Source organism: Enterovibrio coralii (assembly GCF_001559595.1).
GTDB lineage: Bacteria > Pseudomonadota > Gammaproteobacteria > Enterobacterales > Vibrionaceae > Enterovibrio > Enterovibrio coralii.
The window spans coordinates 100779-119088 of the sequence record NZ_LNTY01000006.1; the positions used below are offsets into that span (position 1 = coordinate 100779).

Consider the following 18310-nt stretch of genomic DNA (forward strand, 5'->3'; position numbering starts at 1 on the left):
GTGAGCTGATTTTCTTGGGAGTGGGTCGCCCATTAGAGAGTGAACCCATTGTCTTCCAGAATCATGTCAGAAGCCTTTTCTGCAATCATGATGGTCGGTGCATTTGTGTTGCCAGAAGCGATTTCTGGCATGATCGACGCATCGACGACGCGTAAATTCTCTACGCCATAAACTTGTAACCTTGCGTTTACCACTGCCATTTCATCAACGCCCATTTTGCAGGTGCTTGTTGGGTGATAAATGGTTTGGCTGAACTCCCTCGCTGCCGTTAACAACTCTTCGTCCGTCTGGAACTTTTCGCCGGGTACATATTCGCTCAATACATGCTCAGAAAGCGGAGGTGTATTCGCAATCTTTCTTGCGACTTTGATGGCATTGATGATGACTGTTTGGTCGCGCTCGTCAGACAAATAGCAGGGTTGAATGGCCGGATGCTTTAAGGGATCTGTCGATGTGATTTTTACTGTCCCGCGACTGTAGGGACGAAGTTGACACACTGACGCAGTAAACGCAGAGAAGGGGTGTACGCCATCCCCCGGCTTGTCTGCACTCAGTGGTTGCATGTGAAACTGAATATCAGGGCGCGTTAAAGCGGGATCGGATTGTGTGAATATGGTGACTTGGCTTGCTGCCAGAGTCAGTGGGCCAGTGCGGTTAAAGAGGTATTGCAATGCCACCAGTGCTCGTTTCGTGAGGCTATTCAACTCGTCATTCAGCGTGCGTTCGCTGGTTTTAAAAACCAATCGGACTTGCAGATGATCCTGTAGATTTTCGCCAACGCCGGGTAAGTCATGTACCACTGGAATGTTGAGAGAGTTAAGCAGGGAGGCGGGGCCTATTCCTGAAAGCTGGAGCAACTGCGGCGACCCAATTGCACCTGCGCTCAAGATCACTTCTCGACTTGCCGCAATTCGCTTTTTTATGCCGTCCTTTAACACTTCCACACCGACAGCGGTTTTGTTCTCAAACAGCACTTTCGATACATGATGCTTGGTTAAAATATCGAGATTTTTTCTTTGTTTAGCGGGGCGTAAGAAGGATTTTGCGGTACTCCAGCGAAAGCCTTTGTATGCGGTTTGTTGGAAGTAGCCGACACCTTCTTGAACCGCACCATTGCAATCCGGGTTATAGGGAATGCCAAGCTTGATTGCTGCGTTGATAAAATGATCCGCAATCGGGCGACGCAAACGCAAGTCGCTGACTTTTTGTGGACCATTTACGCCATGAAAATCATCTGAACCACGCTCCTGATCTTCGGATTTTTTGAAGTAGGGCAACACATCTTGATAAGACCAACCTTGGTTTCCAAGTGCCGCCCACTGGTCATAATCCTCCGCTTGCCCACGAACATACAATAAGCATTTAGTGCACTTGACCCTCCAAGCACTTTTCCCCTTGGCCATTGCAATTGGCGTGAATTAATACCGGGATCAGGCTCAGTGACATAGCACCAATCCGTTTTTGGGTTATGCATGGTTTTGAAATACCCCACAGGGATATGCAACCAGGGATTGTTATCTTTACCGCCTGCTTCTATCAAAAGCACGCGAATAGAAGGGTTTTTAGACAGACGATTGGCGAGTACACACCCCGCTGAACCAGCACCAACCACGATAAAATCGTAATGATTTGAAGATAATCCCATCTTTTCCCTTCTCCCTGTTCGCGAGGAAATGTCGTGTATTCAAGACGGCATCCTCTCAATGCAATGTGAAATCCAAAATTCTCAAACATTAAAATATGAGACTAGTTATCTCGATTTTTATAGTCAAGGCTTGAATTTTGGTTTTTCTATGCCATAAATGGAATGTTCCGGTTCAAAATTTAACCATTCGTTAACATGGGGTGATTGAAGCTTTGATAGATATTCGGAGCAAAAATTTTCCGCTGAACGTTGGATTGCTTGAATTTCAGAGCGTGATGAATGAATCCAGAATGCTCTGTTCAAAAACGTCAAGGTGGGCATGCCAGCGTAAATGTTTGAGCGACAGCCAACACAAAGGAGTGCGAGCATGAGCAAAAATCGGGAGAAATTAACGCGGCGAGACTTTATGAAGGTGTCTGCCCATTTTGGGATGACCTCAACCCTCATCGCAGCAGGGACATTGGGAGCAGGTGCCACCGTATCTTCGCTGGCAAGAGCAGCCGAAAGTACCCAAAAGGAACGTTATTCTACACAGCCGAAATTCCAGCTTAAATTTGGTGCTGCGGGGTTCAACGAGAAGAACCTCGATATCCAAAAATCAGCCCAACTTTTCTTTGCCAGAGATCTGGAAGAGCGAACAAACGGCGCAATTCGTGTTGAGTTTATTGGCAGCAACCAGATTTGCGGGCAAACCAACTGTGTGAAGAAAACACAGCAGGGCATCATCGACATTTATTCTGCCTCAACCCAAAATTCTGCGGGTGGTGCGCCGTATCTCAATGTGCTGGACTATGCTACATGTTCCCCTCCCGCGCGTCTCAATTTCACTTTTTCTACAGCAAGAAAAGTGAACCTCTCTTTAGGGAGCCATTACGTCAACGTCACAAAATGCAGTTCTTGTTTACCCATTGCGAGCTGCGAGGTATCCAGCTGGGGTTGAAATGGAAAGACAAGCCGCTTGTCACCTCCGTTGATCAGTTGGCGGGTACGAAGAACCGTGTCACGGGGACGCAATTAGGACGTATCGCCATGCAATTGATGAACCTCAATCCCGTCCCGATAGCATGGGAAGAAACCTTAGATGGATTGAAGCAAGGTTGATCGACGGCGCAGAAACTTGGATGGGGGCAGTGGCTTATGCAGGTATGGCACCTGTGGTGTCGCAGTGTGTCGACCTCAAGTTTTTCTGCGGTACAGAGCACACTGCAATGAGCTTACCTGTTTTCGATAAGTTGGGCTCTGATCTCCAAGACGATGTCATGGAATCCGCGTATGTCGCGCAGATATTCACACAAGGCATGAATGAAGCTGCACTGACGGACGTTATCGGCGCAACGAATCCACCTCGTGCGGGGACTATCTTCGCCGAAAACAACACCCGCGTCGCTACCTTGTCGGATGCTGAACTGCGTAAAGCGGAAGAAATGTGTTCTCCAGAATTCAACCCAGAACCTTGGGAGCAGTGGCGTGAGCGTTTGAATAAATGGTCAGGTGGTTACGACACATACCAAGAAATCTACGATATTGCGCGAGAAATCCCGCGCGATACTTCCACTGTCAATGTGCCACCACAACGTTGGTGGACGAGCTAAATAGGGTCGTACAGTGCCTGCTTGTGGATGTGAAATTACATCCTCAAACAGGCCTGTTCGTGTCTTTACTGCAAAGCATGTGAGGTCAGGATGAAACCGCTACAAACCTTGCTCAAATGGTTAGATGAAAACACGGAAAAGGTCATCATCTTGATCACTTATTCAAGTATGGCTGGAATTATATTTGTAGAGGTCGTTCGGCGGTTTCTGTTCAACCAACAAGTTCCATGGAGTACCACGGTACCGGTACTGCTTTTCTTATGGGTGACCTGGTTTGGCGCTTCATACAATATCAAGAAACGCACACATCTTGCCTTAACCGAGATTCGTTCCCGGCTCTCGTACAAGTTTCAATTTTACTGTTTAGTGCTAGATGCGGTGCTTTGGATTGTCTTCGCCATCATCGTTATTTACCACGCAACGAATCAAACTTATATCGCCTACGACAACTTCGCCATTGTCGGCGGAACCGATGACGTCATGGAATGGTGGTTTTATCTTGCTACGCCTCTCGCGTGGGGATTGATCGTGATCCGCGTACTGCAAAACTTGGCGCAAGACATAAAGCAATATCAGCGTAAAGAGCCCTTTGTGCTCCAAGCGTCATTACTGGATTAGGAGCAGGATATGGAAGACGGCACACTGATCACGCTGATTTCTCTCGGAGTCACACTGCTATTTATCATCGGCGTCCCTATTTTTCTTGTGATTGGTTTTTGGGTTGTCGGTTGTAGTCTCGTGATCGATTTTACCCTTGCCAATATTGGCGTGACCTTGTTTGAAGGTTTGAATTTCTTTGGCCTGTTGGCTTTGCCGCTGTTCATCATGACCGGTGATTTAATCAATGCAGCGGGTATCGCTAAGCGCATGTCTGACTTCGCATATTCCATACTCGGATGGGTGAGAGGGGGCTTAGGAATGGCCACCATTGGGGCGTGCGGTATGTTCGCCGCCATATCAGGCTCCAATGCCGGCACAACAGCGACCATCGGTTCAATCATGCAGCCTGAAATGGCAAAGAGTAATTATGATGAACGTTTTGCTGCGGCCACGGCGGCTGCAGGTGGCACAGTCGGAATCATCATTCCACCGAGTATCATCTTCATTGTTTATGGCTTCTTGCTCGATCTTTCGATCAGCGATTTGTTCGTGGGTGGGATGCTGCCGGGTTTATTGATGGTGATTGCCATGCAGTTGGCGTGCTACATCGTTTGTAAGAAGAACGGATGGGGCAACTTAATCAAGTTCGAGCTAAGCGCATTTTTCAGACTGGTTTAAAAGCCTATCTTGGCTTAATTGCCATCGGCATTGTGATATACGGTATCTATTCTGGCGCCTTTTCTCCGACGGAAGCTGCCGGTGTTACGGTGGGTTTTTGTTTGATTGCGGGCGTCCTGATCACGCGACAAATTAAGCTACGTGAGTTGCCGAACATCTTACTGCGTTCAGGACAAATCACGGGCATGCTGGCACCATTGATTGCCATTTCAGTCGTGATGCAACAGTTGTTGTCTTTGTTGGGGGCAGGTGAAGTGGTGCGCGGATGGATGTCTGCTATTGGGGATCCAACATTTGTGTTGATTGCCTGCATGATGTTGGTGCTGTTGGCGGGAACCGTGTTAGAAAGCCTTCCAAACACCATCATTCTTGCGCCTATACTCGCGCCTATTGCATACAGCGTGGGGGTGGACCCGATCCATTTCGCTGTGATCTTTTTGGTCGGAGATGCCATTGGCTTTATCACGCCACCATATGGCTTGAATCTGTACGTTGCCAGTGGAATCACAGGAATACCGTATTTCACCATTGTGAAATACGTAATGCCTTACCTGTTTGCACTGATGGTGGCATGGATGATCATCGCTTTCTGGCCGCCGCTGTCGACCTATTTAGTACAGTTTTCAGCAGTGGGTTAGCTTTCACCACAAAAGTAAGAAGTAATCGAAAACGGCACTGGTTGACAGTGCCGTTTTAATTTCTGACCAAGAATAAAGATTGGGATCTAGTGCTTGACCTATCTTTCAATTGCTCAGGGGAATCAGTCTTCGCCCCAGCTTTCGTCCTCGATCTTCGAAAACGCCAGAGATGCCCTTTGTAGTGCAGGCAGGAAATGTAACGCTTGGTCGGCTTTCAGTCGCATGATAGGTGCCTGAATGGCGACTGCAAGATTGGACTTGCCGCGTTTGGAAGGCACAAGAATGGCTACACACAACAGGCCCGGGAGAAATTCCTCATTGTCGATGGCGTAACCACAGGCTCGAACGTTTTCCAGCTCTTTTTCAAGAGAGCCCATATCGGTTATCGTTTTCTCAGTAAACGCCGTCAATTCCGAGTTACCAAGCAGTCTTCGACGCTGAGAAGGCGTCATATTTGCCAGAAACAGCTTACCTGTTGCTGAACAGTGCACGGGCACTCTCGAACCTGGATGCAAATGGAAACGCAGCGGTGCTTCGGTTTCAACACGGTCGACGTAGATTACTTCTCCGCCGGATAACGAGGTCAGGTTACAGCTTTCACCCACTTCATCCCTCAATTGGCTCAACAGGTTGTGTCGTGCACTGTGCGTGGTGGAGTTGAGCAAGACATTCTCTGCCATATGACGCAGTCTCGCGCCTTTTCCGTAATGTCTTTCGTCACCGTCACGCTGGATGATGCCGGCACTTTCTAGCTGTTGAAGCATCCGATGCAGCGAAGGCTTTGGGATGTTGGTTTCTTCGGTGAGATCTTGTAGTGAGAAAAACTCATCTTTTTGGGCAATGAGTTCCAGCAATGAAAATAGACGTAACGTTGGTGTGTCGCCGTCCACAACGGCTAAGTCAGGTTTGTTCTTCGTTTTCATGATTCTCCCTTTCTCTATACCCAAACAACTTGAATCCTGCATTTTCAGGTCGTTTAGGTGTCGACTCGCCATGTATATCAAAAATCTGAAAAATGACAACAAAGCATCTTGAAAAATGAAATTTGGCGATGGCTAATCTTTTTCGGTATTTCTGAGTAAACCACGGCGTTTATCACCTCTTGTTGCCAATGGGTCGCCTCACAGATTCTGCAATCAGAGTCACGACATCGTTTAACGTTGCACTATCAGGCTGGAAGTCGATATCTAACGTTAAATTAAGGGGATAAAAGCGGCTGAGGTCGACACCAACGCCGATCGCAGTGATGATATCTCCCTGTTTTTCTCTGCTTGCAACGACGTGTTTGAGGTGATTATCCAAATAGAAGTCGTCGTTTGTCAGGTTGGTGGCAGTATCCATCGGGCTACCATCAGATATCACCAGAAAAACGTGTTTTGAGGCGGCTATTTGATGCGATCTTGTGCAGGCCCATTCGATCGCTTCTCCATCAATACCTTCGCGGAAAATATCTCCTTTCATCAGTGCAGCAAGGTTTTTAGAGCCTTGACGCCAATGCGTTCCTGCATCTTTAAAAACCAAATGGCAGACTTCATTCATTCTTCCGGGCATTGCTTGCTTGCCTGTCATTAGCCACTTTTTGTATGGCCTGCCGCCATTCCAAGTCTGGGTTGTATATCCGAGAACCTCTGTAGGCACGCCTCCAATACCGAGTGCCCTGACAAGACCATCAACAAGATGGATAATGTTTTCCATGTGCTGTCTCATGGAGCCAGAGCAATCAATCAATATGGTGACAGTGCTATCAGGCGTTCAACAAAGTGCTCTTTGATAAATACACGCCTTTCCATTGGGGATGAGACAACTTGTGGAAGGCGACTTCCGTCGATGTATCCTTCTTCCTCTTCGAACTGCCAGCCATCGCGTGTTTTTTGGTTTAGACAAAGCAGCAGTCGTCTGGCAATTTCCCGAAGATTCAGTCCCAATTGATGAAAGCGTTTATCGAGGTGAGAACGAAATTCTGCAAGCTGTGCTTTTCTCACCAAGCTGGATGCGTCTACCTCGACATCGAATTCCCGGTTGAAAACGCGATATTGAAGACGGTGCATTTCAAATGACTTGCTGTTTCCCCCAGAGACAGAGGAGTAGGTGTTGTCTGCGTCGGTATCCGTGCTGAGTAGCAGAGGAAAAGCACTGAGGATCTGCTCACTTCTTTCATTGTCATCATCATTGTTCTCGCATTTACTCACCATGTCGGACACTTTCTCTGCCAGTGACAACGCGTGTTGACCGTAAAGGGTTTGATGATTTCTATGACGACGAAGCCCTGCCAGTTCAGGACCTAAAATCGGTGTGATGCCCGCGCGGGTAGCCTCGATTAAGTCTTCAATTTCCGAGTCGATGGGCGTTGAAAACAGGCGTGAACGGGCAACTTGTATCACAGTAAAAATCAAGATACCGAGCTTTGTTTCCAGCAAGTTCGCGTGCAAGGCAAGCCTGCTCCAAACGTTAAACCGATGGCGAATATTTTGTCGAGTGCCTGGCTGGTGGTTGCTGCTGAGAAGGGCTTCAGTACGAAACTGTTCCAGCAGGTCGAACAGCATACCAGCAACAGGATCTGAAGGCATGATTGAGCGGTGTATCTCAGCATCGCTGAATAAGAGGCGTGCTGAAATTGCATCTGCGCGCCCGCGCTGTGCTTGTGCATCGTGGGAAAGATCATAAGCCTGTAAGTGAGCGGCGGAAATCGGTACATACACAGTCCCTTTGTATAGGTGCTCACCACGAAGCTTGAGCTCGGGGTTGCCCGTTTCCGAGCGGATAGTTGCCAAAGTGAGTTCTCGCCTCCGCTGTTGGGCTCGGGTAAAAGGTGCGGGCTCAGAGTGGTGAGTGCGACTCATCTTTCAGTCCCTGTAAAAGTGGAGTGACGCTCTAATATGTCCTCATTAAAACAGCGTTGATAAAGCTCGTTGATGATTGGCCATTCGGCTTCATCACATTTATTGAGGAAGGTGAGACGAAAAGCCGTCTTAGGGTCACTGAATATTTCGCAATTCTCCGCCCATGTAATCACGGTTCGTGGTGACATTAGCGTTGATGTTTCACCGGTTGAAAACGCTTTACGCGTCAGGTTGGCGACCTCGACCATTTGCGCCACCAGCTTTCGTCCGCGTTCTGTGTTTTTTGATGGGACACGGGCAAGAACAATGTTGGCCTCGGTTTCTGGCTCAAGGTAGTTGAGTGTGGCAACCAGATTCCATCGGTCGATCTGTGCCTGATTTAACACCTGAGTGCCATGATAAAGGCCCTGTAAATTGCCTAAACCGACGGTGTTGGCTGTGGCAAAAAGGCGGAATGAAGGATGAGGTTCTATCACGCGGTTTTTGTCTGTCAGGACAAGCTTTCCCTCTTTCTCAAGCAAGCGCTGAATAACAAACATGACATCGGGTCTGCCAGCGTCATATTCATCGAGGATCAGCGCGATGGGTCGGGTTGCAGACCAAGGCAGAATGCCGTCTTGGAACTCGGTGACCTGCTTTTCGTCTCTGATTACTAGGGTATCTTTTCCTACCAAGTCCAATCGACTGATATGCCCATCAAGATTAATCCTCAAGCAAGGCCAGTTAAGCCGGGCGGCAACTTGCTCAATGTGGGTGGATTTACCCGTGCCATGTAGCCCCTGAATCAGTGTCCTTCGGTTGTGAGCGAAGCCCGCGAGAATCGCGGTGGTCACTTCTGGGTTGAAGACATAGTCAGGGTCGATTTTAGGGACCAACTCGCTGGTGCAGGAAAAAGCGGGTACAAGTATGCGTGTATCAATATTGAATACTTCGTTGGCCGACACCTGGATATCGGGTCCTTGCAACATCGCCCTCTCCATTTTTCCTCCTTTATTAGACCTTTAGCGAGCCTTCTTTTGTTTTTTACCAACGAGGCAATTTCTCGCTGGTGAGAATTTCGATACCAATAATTCCGTTATTTAAATTTAGGGTTGACCAATCCCGGAACATGGCATTAACTAAATTTCAAATTCCGCATAACGAAACATTTAATTCCATAATATGAAATTTAGCAAGGAGAACATAATGAGTGAATCATCGATGCGCACTGTTGTTGAAGGTCCAACCAAGATGACGCCATCAGAAGCTTTTGTGGAAACATTGGTCGCAAACAACGTCACAACGATGTTTGGCATCATGGGTTCTGCATTCATGGATGCGATGGATATCTTCGCGCCTGCGGGCATTCAAATGATCCCGGTCGTTCACGAGCAAGGTGCGGCGCACATGGCAGATGGTTACTCACGTGTTTCAGGGAATCATGGGGTGGTGATTGGTCAGAATGGCCCAGGGATCAGTAACTGTGTGACTGCGATAGCGGCGGCTTACTGGGCACACAGTCCAGTGGTGATGATTACACCGGAAACAGGAACCATGACCATGGGCTTGGGCGGATTCCAAGAGTGTAATCAGCTCCCAATGTTCCAAGAATTCACTAAATACCAAGGACATGTCACCCATCCAGCAAGAATGGCTGAGTACACAGGACGTTGCTTTGACAGAGCCATGAGCGAAATGGGCCCAACGCAACTGAACATTCCGCGCGACTACTTTTATGGCGAAATCACCTGTGAAATTCCAAAACCTGCTCGTTTAGATCGTGGTCCTGGTGGCGAGAATAGTTTGAATGAGGCCGCTGATATCCTTGCTGAGGCCAAGTTCCCTGTAATCATTTCTGGCGGTGGCGTGGTGATGGCCGACGCCGTTGAAGAGTGTAAAGCACTGGCAGAGCGCTTAGGTGCGCCAGTGGTAAACAGCTACCTGCACAATGACTCTTTCCCGGCTTCACATCCACAATGGTGTGGGCCTCTTGGCTACCAAGGCTCTAAAGCGGCGATGAAACTGCTCGCGCAAGCAGACGTTGTTGTTGCCTTGGGTTCCCGCCTGGGTCCATTTGGCACCTTGCCACAACACGGTCTCGATTATTGGCCGAAGAACGCCAAAATCATCCAGATTGACGCTGACAACAAAATGCTGGGACTGGTGAAGAAAATTTCAGTCGGTATTTGTGGCGATGCGAAAGCGGCGGCGGTGGCGTTGACTGAACGGTTAAGCAGCGAGAACTGGCATGTGATAGCAATAAAGAAGAGCGTCTTGGAATCATGAAACAGGAGCAAGATGCTTGGGAAAAAGAGCTGGATGAGTGGACGCATGAAAAAGACGCTTTCAGCCTCGACATGATTGAGCACAACGCGAATGAAACGCCATTTTCTGGTGGCGAATACCTCCACCCGCGCCAAGTCCTGCGTGAGCTTGAAAAAGCCATGCCTGAGGATGTCATGGTTTCTACCGACATTGGCAACATCAACTCCATTGCCAACAGCTACCTAAGATTCGAAAAGCCCCGCAGCTTCTTTGCGGCAATGAGTTTCGGTAACTGTGGTTACGCTTTCCCAACCATTATTGGGGCCAAAATGGCAGCACCAGACAGACCCGCTATTTCTTACGCCGGCGATGGTGCGTGGGGAATGAGTCTGGTTGAAACCATGACCTGTGTACGACACAACATCCCAGTCACCGCCGTGGTATTCCATAACCGCCAATGGGGCGCGGAGAAAAAGAACCAAGTTGATTTTTATAACCGTCGATTTGTGGCGGGCGAGCTGGATAACCAAAGCTTCGCAGAAATTGCACGCGCTATGGGCGCAGAAGGCGTCACTGTAGATCGTTTGGAAGATGTTGGCCCAACACTCAAAGCCGCCATCGACAAACAGATGAACGAAGGGAAAACCACGGTGATTGAAATCATGTGTACTCAGGAGCTGGGAGACCCATTCCGCCGTGATGCGCTTTCTACACCTGTTCGCTTCCTAGAAAAGTATCAGGATTACGTTTAACCGGATGTCGCGAAGTCGACAGCACCGAGAGTGGAAATTCATTAAATAAAGAGTGAGCGTTTGGCCGGGGGCGTCCGGCCAGACCTCTCTTAGATATTGACCCGAGACAGATTTCAAAAATAACAAGGTTAAGCGTAAAGCACTGACCGCGGATGAAAAGGAGTTTTAACGTGAACAACCCTATGACTCAGGCAAACCCAGATGCCATCACCACCGACTTTTTGGACGCGTTTTCGAAAGCATGGAATGACCATGATGTTGAAGCACTGATGACATTTATGACTGAGGACTGTGTTTTTCTAACGGCTGCCGGTAGTGAATTGCAAGGCACCACTATTTCGGGGTTTGATGCCGTCCGCAATGCATTTGAACAAGTGTGGAAAACCTTTCCTGATGTGTGTTGGAAAGACGCAGAACACACGATTTTATCTGGGGAAAAAGCCATCACTGATCTACTTTTTGTGCGACAAAGCCCGATGGTAGCCGGATAGAAGCGCGCATGGTGGATGTGTTTACGCTCCGCGGCGGCAAGATTGCGGTGAAAAATGCCTTCCGCAAAGACAGACCTGCCTTAGTGGTTTGATTGTTCAGTAATTGATATCGGAGCAAGCAATGGAATCAGCCACTCAAAAGATATCTGAAGTCGAAAATGAGCTATCCCGTTCCTCGACGTCAGCAATGGATGCTTATGACCCAGCCTACGATCCCCTTGTGGATGCGACGCCAGGAAAGGGTAGGGATTATTCTCCATCATATTGGATTGGTACGGCGGGTACGCCACCGGAAGACGACGGCCCGCTGCCCGGAGATACTGACGCAGATGTAGTGATCGTCGGTTCGGGGTTTACCGGACTGACCGCCGCTATTTTTCTAGCAGAAAACTATGGCATTAAAGCGACTGTTTTAGAGGCGAACCGCACCAGTTGGGGATGCAGTACCAGAAATGGCGGTCAGGCCCAATGTACTTCTGGTCGGTTAAAGCGTTCACAGTGGATTGAGCGATGGGGGTTGGACACTGCACTTCGCATGCATCAAGAATGTGTCGATGGCATGGAAACCTTTAAATCGCTGATCAAAGACATCGATTGTGATCCCCAGCCAGGCGGACATCTTTATATTGCTCACCGTGCGAAGGTGATGCCTGGCCTCGTCAAAGAGGCGCAACTGCTTCGTAAAACGTTCAATTATGATGCTCAAATTTTTGATGCCAAGACCGTCAAAGAACAATATGTCAACGATGTGGAAGCAGCAGGGGCGCTGCATGAGCCTGAGGGGATTGGCATACATGCGGGCAAACTGGCCTTTGGATATTTAAAAAAGGCACGCGCTTTAGGTGTCAAAGTGCATCCCGCTAGCCCAGTGACCGGATGGGAAACGCGAAAAGGCATCCACTATCTGCAAACACCACATGGCACGGTAAAAGCGCAAAGCGTAGGCATCGCAACGGGGGGCTATACTTCTCAATCCCTGCATCCACAGCTAAAAAACCGCCTGTTGCCGATACTGTCTAATTCCATGGTAACCCGGCCTTTAACACCCTCAGAAATTGAGGCGTGCAATTTTAGAACAACACAGATCCTCACAGACACCCGTGTCCTTCGGCATTACTACCGGTTGCTTCCGGATAACCGGTTACAGATTGGCTCGCGTAGTGCCATTACCGGTTTTGACGCGCCAAAACAAAAGTACGAGGACAAGCTGTACGCGGACATGGTTCGAAAATTCCCCGCTCTGCAGGGCATCAGTATCGACTATTCCTGGTGGGGGTGGGTGGATGTGAGCCATGACATGATGCCAAGAATCTTCCAACCCAACGAGTCTGAGACCCTTTATTACGCATTGGGTTATGGCGGCAATGGCGTGATGTACTCCGCGCAGGCTGGTAAGCGGTTAGCGCAGTGGATTGCGGGTGATACGAAAGATCTCAACCTTCCCATTTTCCAGTCAAGGTTGCCTTATCCAAATGTCAGAGAGCTTGTTGAGTCTGAACATTTTGCGCCGTTTCGACGGCTAGGACAGCGATTCCTATATCGTTGGTACCACTTAAAAGACGAAGTGCTCTAAGCACAATCATTCGAATTGCACGTTGATAAGCACTTGCTGTCACGCACCTGCTTGATGGAGCCAAGCATGACGCCAAACCAGCTGTAAACCGAGAAATCAGGTGGTTTGGGACAATAACACCGAAATCTAAAGCAATGTTTTGCCACCTGTATTGGGTGGCTAGCACCCGAGGAAAGTCAGAACCAATACATTAATTAAAGAGGTTAAGATCATGAAATTAATTCGTTGTAACGTCCTCGCTATTATCACCGCTTTCAGCATGGCGCTGACCGCTCCGCAGTTATCCGCTCAAACATTCAAAATGGCGCTGGGTGATGCTGCTGGTGGTACGCAGTGGGAGCTGGGCAAAACATTTGCTGAAAAACTCAGTGATAAAACAGGTGGTAAAGCTAAGGTTGACCTCTTTCCAAATGGCCAGCTAGGTACCGAGCAAGACACAGTCAACAATGCCGCTATTGGCTTGCTTGATTTCTCTGTTTTGGCAATCAACAACGTGACCCCTTTTTCTCCCACTGTTGGCTTGTTGACGATGCCTTATGTGATTCAGTCAGCCGAAGAGGCGAGAGTGCTGACACAAGGCGATATCGGCAAAGAGCTTGTTGAGAACACCATACGTGATGCAGGCGTCAGGATTATTGGTTGGGCTTATTCTGGTTTCCGCGTTCTCACTAACTCTAAACGCCCTGTAAAAACGCCAGAAGATCTCAAAGGTCTGGTAATCCGTGTTCCCCGCAATGAAATCATGATTGCTTCCTATCAGGCACTGGGTATCAACCCAACTCCCATGGCATGGTCAGAAACCTTCACCGGCCTTCAGCAAGGTGTGGTTGATGGTCAAGACAACCCTTATATCACTATTTCTGCCATGAAATTCAATGAAGTACAGAAGTATGTAACCAATATCCGTTACATCTTCTCGATGGAGCCTCTCATCATCAGTGAGTCGGTTTTCCAGGAGCAGTCACCTGAAATGCAAAAGGCCATTTTGGAGGCCGGTCAGGAAGCGACCGTGCACAGCTTTGAGTTTCTTCAAAATACGGAAGATCGCATCAAGAAGGAGCTGGTAGCAAAAGGCATGGAGATTTCCGAGCCAGCAGATAATGAAAAAGCATGGATTGAGAGTGTGACGACGGTTGTCTGGCCGAAGTTCTACAACAGCATCGGTGGCAAGGAGAAACTGGATAACGCACTAGAACAACTTGGTCGATAGCCAATAGCTTCACCGGACACAAAAGGTGTCCGGTGAGCTTCACATTGAACCGAGCATTAAAGCCCGAATGTTGAGAGTAAGAGCATGTCGACAATGTTAACCGTGCGTCGTCACTTAAACCGAATTGAAGAATACATTTGCTGCTTGTTTTTGGCGGTGTTTGTCACGTTGTTGTTTACACAGATCTTAGTTAGGCAGTTTTTTCAATACTCCATCCCTTGGGGAGACGAAGTCGCGACCTATTTGTTCGTTTGGTTTACCTATTTAGGTGCCGTTGTTGCAGCGAAAATGTCCGCGCATAACCGAGTTTCTTTTCACTTCAACTATTTTCCTCCCGTTGTGAAAACTGTCTGTGAAACGATCGCTGACCTGCTTTGGATTGCCTTCAATCTTTACTTTGTTTACCTGAGTTATGACTTTGTTTTCAACAAGATGAACTTGTTTTGGAAATCTCAGACGACCGGGATTCCGATGAAGTATATCTACATGATTCTGCCTGTTGCGTTTTTGCTGATGTCGATACGGATTTTATGGAACGTAATCGATCGTTTAAAAGGCATTGAGCATGATGACCCTGAGGCAGAGGAGATCCGCAAACTTAGTGAAAAAAAGACGGATACTCCCAAGCAGCCATAGGCCCGGTGGTAACAAGATAGCGAGAAGGGATTCAAGTTTATGGAAGCCTATTTAACACTCATCTTATTTGGTGGCTTTTTAGTTCTGCTGGTGCTTGGTGCACCCATCACCGTTTCATTGGCCGGCGCATCGATGGCGGCTTACCTGATTTTGGACAAAAACCCGATTGCATTGGTGCAAATCGCATTCACCTCTGTCGGGAACTTTCCACTGATGCTTTGCCATCTTTTGTCTTGGCGGGAGCCTTGATGGAAGCGTCTGGCATATCACGCCGGTTGGTCGATATCGCGGAGAACATGGCGGGTCCGGTAACCGGAGGGCTGGGTGCAGCAACGGTTTTTGCCTGTCTTTTCTTTGGCGCGATATCCGGTTCAGGGCCAGCAACCACGGCAGCGTGGGGATGTTGATGATCCCTGCAATGGTAAAACGTGAATACGAAGCAAGCTATGCGTCAGCAGTGACAGCCGCAAGTGGCGGTTTGGGGATAATCATTCCTCCCTCCATTCCGATTGTCATCTTCGGTATCTCTGCGATGGGGTTAATGGCACCTCCAGAAGCGATATCCCTGCATGGCGAGTTCGCCACGGTATCCATTCCCAAATTGTTTATTGCAGGTGTTATTCCCGGATTCATCATGGCGACAACCTTGATATTGACCAACTACTACATCTCAAAACGTCGCGGCTACAAAGGGTTGATGGAGTCTTGGTCTCTTCCTGATATCAACACTCGTTGCGTCGGGGTGTATGGTCGATTCTCGCGCCATTTCTGATATTGGGCGGCATCTATAGTGGTATTTTCACGCCAACCGAGTCGGCAGTGGTGGCGATTTTCTACTCGCTGTTTGTGGGGTTCTTTTTACATAAAGAGCTGAAATTTAAGAATGTGCTTAAGTCGCTGACCACCACAACATGGATAACCGGCCGGGTTCTGTTGATTCTTTTCGCTGCCACGGTTTTTGGGCGTCTTCTTATCGAGCAGCGAATTCCGGTTCATGTGGCTGATGCGTTATTGAGCGTGACAGACAACATGTATCTGGTTTGGGCGTTGACCATCATGCTGCTGCTATTTATCGGCATGTTTATGGAAACGCTAGCGGCAATCATGATCATTGTGCCTGTGCTTCTGCCCATCATGTACATGCTAGGTGCAGACCCTACGCATGTTGGTATCGTGGTGATTTGTACCTTATCCATTGGCTTTGCGACGCCGCCATTGGGAGAGAACATTTTTGTCGCGTCCGGTATCGGCGGATCCAGCGTCGAGCAAATTACTTCAAGAATCCATCCCTTCGTTTTCGCCTCGGTGCTTGGTGTGTTTGTTATTGCTTTCTTCCCACAACTCACTCTATGGCTTCCTTCGCTGGTGGGTTCATAAAAGGAATCAGACTTACGGAATCTTTGAATAGAGGTAGTTGGGAAAATCCCACAGGGATATTGGGTTTGGAACAGAGACGTTAAGAGAGCGGTTAGCGATGAAAGCGTTAAACAACATTATTGAGAAAGCGAAGAAGTTGGACTCAAAAATTGTGCTGTGTGAAGGCGATGACCAACGGATTCTTATCGCCGCCGCTCAGGCTCAACAAAACGGAATTGCAAAGATCGTACTGGTTGGTGAAAGAGAAAAGCTACAAATGGCCGCTGAGGAAGCCAATGTTCAACTGGGTGATTTTGAGGTGATTGAACCGCAATCCAGCCCGCTCACTGCCTCTTTATCAGAGTTGTATCTTGATCTGCGGGCAAAGAAAGGCGTCACGCCTCAGCAAGCGTTGCAAGAAACGCTTAAGCCACTCAATTTTGCCAACCTTATGGTGGCCAAAGGGCTCGCTGACGGCTCAGTCGCTGGGGCAGTGCACACAACGAAAGATGTCGTTCGCAGTGCAATACAAATCATTGGTTTGGATGGAACCAGCACGATTGTGTCCAGCTTCTTTCTCATGATGCTGTGCCAACCGTTCCACACCCTTAAAGGCGGGATGATTTTTTCAGATTGTGGGCTGGTGATTGACCCCTCCGACGAAGAGCTTGCGAGCATAGCTATTGCAGCGGCGAAGAATGCAGAAACCTTACTCATGGAAGAACCGAAAGTTGCGATGCTGTCTTTTTCAACCAGCGGCAGCGCAGAGCACGAATCGGTTAGCAAAGTCGTTAGGGCATCTCAACGGGTAAAGCAGCAGTTGCCCGACATTGCTATCGATGAAGATATCCAATTGGATGCGGCGATTGTCGCGGATATCGCGAAGAAGAAACTGCCTAACTCCAATGTAAAAGGGAAATCTAATGTCCTCATTTTTCCAAACCTAGAGGCGGGCAATATTTGCTACAAGCTGGCAGAGCGTGTCGGAGGAGCGATTGCGATTGGTCCTTTATTGCAAGGCTTGGCAAAACCAGCGAATGATTTATCGAGGGGCTGTAGCGTGGATGACATTGTTAACGTTATCGCGGTGACGGTCGTGCAAAAAGAGCTAAACAACTCTGTTGGCTACTCCAATGCGAGGGAATTATGAATCAGTTTAACTATATAGACTCACTGTCTGCCTTTACGACTGCAATTGAAAAGATCACCGACACTCATAAAACAGTGCTGTTTCGAGGTCAGCCTAACATACGTTGCAAATTGCTCCCTCAAGCGGCTCGCGGTCACACCAAATCCGTCGAAACAGAAGCCAAGATGTTAGCGCACATCGCTGAATATGGCCTAGGCTATATCGATGTTGAGAATCCATCTACATGCCACCTGCTTATGAAAGCCCATAACGCTGGCTTGGAAACACGTTTGTTAGACTGGTCGATTAATCCTTATGAAGCACTATGGTATGCCTGCCACAGCTCAGGCTCACAGCCACTTGTCTATGTGTTGAACACAGAAGATATTCCCCAGCTGGGTATGGATGATGACCCCTTTGCGATTACACAAACGCACATCATGCCTGTTTACGGGAAAGCCGTAGACAAAAACAAACGGCTAACTGTGCACGCTTCCACCCTTGTTCAGGGGCGTCCTCAATTCACAGCATTGGAGGAGGAAGCGGGAATGAATGTGGCGTTGACTCAACTCCCGATCATGCCGGATCTCAAAGTCAAAATTATTCAAGAGCTCAATGAGTTCGGTATCAATGAACACTCTATTTACAACAACTTGTTTGGGTTGTGTCGTCACGTGAATTTAATGTACGACAATAACCCATACGGTTGGTTGCCTCTGGACAGTCGTTCCACTGGTGCTGAGATGCAGGGCGAGGCAGGCGAGAGCTTGCAGCAATTTAAGCAAAAGTATGTGTCTGATTTTGACTTTGATTGATGGGCAATACTAAGCCTTCAAGAGTTGAGTCTTACGAGTAGAAACCCAACAACGTGGATTTCGTTGTCGAGTGACAAGCCGTTGATGAAAATCAGCGGTTTTTTTTGTATT

At 48.3% G+C, this 18310-nt stretch carries 16 protein-coding genes and 5 pseudogenes; 15 read left to right on the forward strand and 6 right to left on the reverse strand.

Going from position 1 to position 18310, the window contains the following annotated elements:
- Window positions 1–32 precede the first annotated feature (32 nt).
- Window positions 33–563 (reverse strand): GMC family oxidoreductase, encoded by a 531-nt coding sequence (locus ATN88_RS28750; RefSeq protein ID WP_408607693.1) that lies wholly within the window; start codon window positions 561–563, stop codon window positions 33–35.
- Window positions 564–812: 249 nt separating this feature from the next.
- Window positions 813–1645 (reverse strand): annotated as a pseudogene (locus ATN88_RS28755) (GMC family oxidoreductase); the annotation flags it as partial.
- Between the two features lie 331 nt (window positions 1646–1976).
- Here ATN88_RS28755 and ATN88_RS26445 point away from each other — a divergent pair.
- From ATN88_RS26445 to ATN88_RS01275, 5 genes and pseudogenes are all read left to right on the forward strand, one after another.
- On the forward strand, window positions 1977–2585 hold the full coding sequence (locus tag ATN88_RS26445) for a hypothetical protein (protein WP_232312666.1): 609 nt from the start codon (window positions 1977–1979) through the stop codon (window positions 2583–2585).
- The gene (locus tag ATN88_RS26450; RefSeq protein ID WP_232312667.1) at window positions 2582–2746 is read left to right on the forward strand and encodes a hypothetical protein; all 165 of its coding nucleotides are present in this window, start codon (window positions 2582–2584) and stop codon (window positions 2744–2746) included. The genes ATN88_RS26445 and ATN88_RS26450 overlap by 4 nt, the downstream gene beginning before the upstream one ends.
- A complete protein-coding gene (locus ATN88_RS26455; RefSeq protein ID WP_232312668.1) occupies window positions 2743–3237 on the forward strand; it encodes a type 2 periplasmic-binding domain-containing protein in 495 nt (164 codons plus the stop codon). Before ATN88_RS26450 ends, ATN88_RS26455 begins: the two co-directional genes overlap by 4 nt.
- Before the next feature lie 90 nt (window positions 3238–3327).
- A complete protein-coding gene (locus ATN88_RS01270; protein WP_067410230.1) occupies window positions 3328–3855 on the forward strand; it encodes a TRAP transporter small permease in 528 nt (175 codons plus the stop codon).
- A 9-nt stretch (window positions 3856–3864) separates the two neighbouring features.
- Window positions 3865–5153: pseudogene (locus ATN88_RS01275) on the forward strand (TRAP transporter large permease).
- 122 nt (window positions 5154–5275) lie between these two features.
- Here the strand turns inward: ATN88_RS01275 and ATN88_RS01280 are convergent.
- From ATN88_RS01280 to ATN88_RS01290, 4 genes are all read right to left on the reverse strand, one after another.
- The gene (locus tag ATN88_RS01280) at window positions 5276–6076 is read right to left on the reverse strand and encodes an IclR family transcriptional regulator (protein ID WP_067410233.1); all 801 of its coding nucleotides are present in this window, start codon (window positions 6074–6076) and stop codon (window positions 5276–5278) included.
- Window positions 6077–6248: 172 nt separating this feature from the next.
- Window positions 6249–6848, reverse strand: coding sequence for a cobaltochelatase CobT-related protein (locus ATN88_RS26460; protein WP_232312669.1), 600 nt, complete (start codon window positions 6846–6848; stop codon window positions 6249–6251).
- Between the two features lie 29 nt (window positions 6849–6877).
- Window positions 6878–7993 (reverse strand): hypothetical protein, encoded by a 1116-nt coding sequence (locus tag ATN88_RS26465; RefSeq protein ID WP_232312670.1) that lies wholly within the window; start codon window positions 7991–7993, stop codon window positions 6878–6880.
- The gene (locus ATN88_RS01290) at window positions 7990–8973 is read right to left on the reverse strand and encodes an AAA family ATPase (RefSeq protein ID WP_067410236.1); all 984 of its coding nucleotides are present in this window, start codon (window positions 8971–8973) and stop codon (window positions 7990–7992) included. Before ATN88_RS01290 ends, ATN88_RS26465 begins: the two co-directional genes overlap by 4 nt.
- Before the next feature lie 205 nt (window positions 8974–9178).
- On the opposite strand from ATN88_RS01290, the pseudogene xsc reads away from it, so the two are divergent.
- From xsc to ATN88_RS01330, 10 genes and pseudogenes are all read left to right on the forward strand, one after another.
- Window positions 9179–10989 (forward strand): annotated as a pseudogene (gene xsc, locus ATN88_RS01295) (sulfoacetaldehyde acetyltransferase).
- 152 nt (window positions 10990–11141) lie between these two features.
- Window positions 11142–11572: pseudogene (locus ATN88_RS01300) on the forward strand (nuclear transport factor 2 family protein).
- A 29-nt stretch (window positions 11573–11601) separates the two neighbouring features.
- Entirely contained in the window at window positions 11602–13053 is a 1452-nt protein-coding gene (locus ATN88_RS01305) for an NAD(P)/FAD-dependent oxidoreductase (RefSeq protein WP_067410239.1), read from the forward strand.
- Window positions 13054–13312: 259 nt separating this feature from the next.
- A complete protein-coding gene (locus tag ATN88_RS01310; RefSeq protein WP_408607694.1) occupies window positions 13313–14263 on the forward strand; it encodes a TRAP transporter substrate-binding protein in 951 nt (316 codons plus the stop codon).
- Window positions 14264–14347: 84 nt separating this feature from the next.
- Window positions 14348–14899, forward strand: a complete 552-nt coding sequence (locus ATN88_RS01315; protein ID WP_067410246.1) for a TRAP transporter small permease — start codon at window positions 14348–14350, stop codon at window positions 14897–14899.
- A 39-nt stretch (window positions 14900–14938) separates the two neighbouring features.
- The gene (locus ATN88_RS26470; RefSeq protein WP_232312671.1) at window positions 14939–15148 is read left to right on the forward strand and encodes a hypothetical protein; all 210 of its coding nucleotides are present in this window, start codon (window positions 14939–14941) and stop codon (window positions 15146–15148) included.
- A pseudogene (locus ATN88_RS28065) lies at window positions 15148–15671 on the forward strand (TRAP transporter large permease subunit). Before ATN88_RS26470 ends, ATN88_RS28065 begins: the two are co-directional and overlap by 1 nt.
- Window positions 15632–16276: a TRAP transporter large permease subunit gene (locus tag ATN88_RS28070; RefSeq protein WP_269748084.1), complete on the forward strand. Its 645-nt coding sequence runs from the start codon at window positions 15632–15634 to the stop codon at window positions 16274–16276. Before ATN88_RS28065 ends, ATN88_RS28070 begins: the two are co-directional and overlap by 40 nt.
- Window positions 16277–16373: 97 nt before the next feature.
- Window positions 16374–17405 (forward strand): phosphate acetyltransferase, encoded by a 1032-nt coding sequence (pta, locus tag ATN88_RS01325; protein WP_067410249.1) that lies wholly within the window; start codon window positions 16374–16376, stop codon window positions 17403–17405.
- A complete protein-coding gene (locus ATN88_RS01330) occupies window positions 17402–18199 on the forward strand; it encodes an FRG domain-containing protein (protein WP_067410254.1) in 798 nt (265 codons plus the stop codon). The genes pta and ATN88_RS01330 overlap by 4 nt, the downstream gene beginning before the upstream one ends.
- The last annotated feature ends 111 nt before the right edge of the window (window positions 18200–18310 follow it).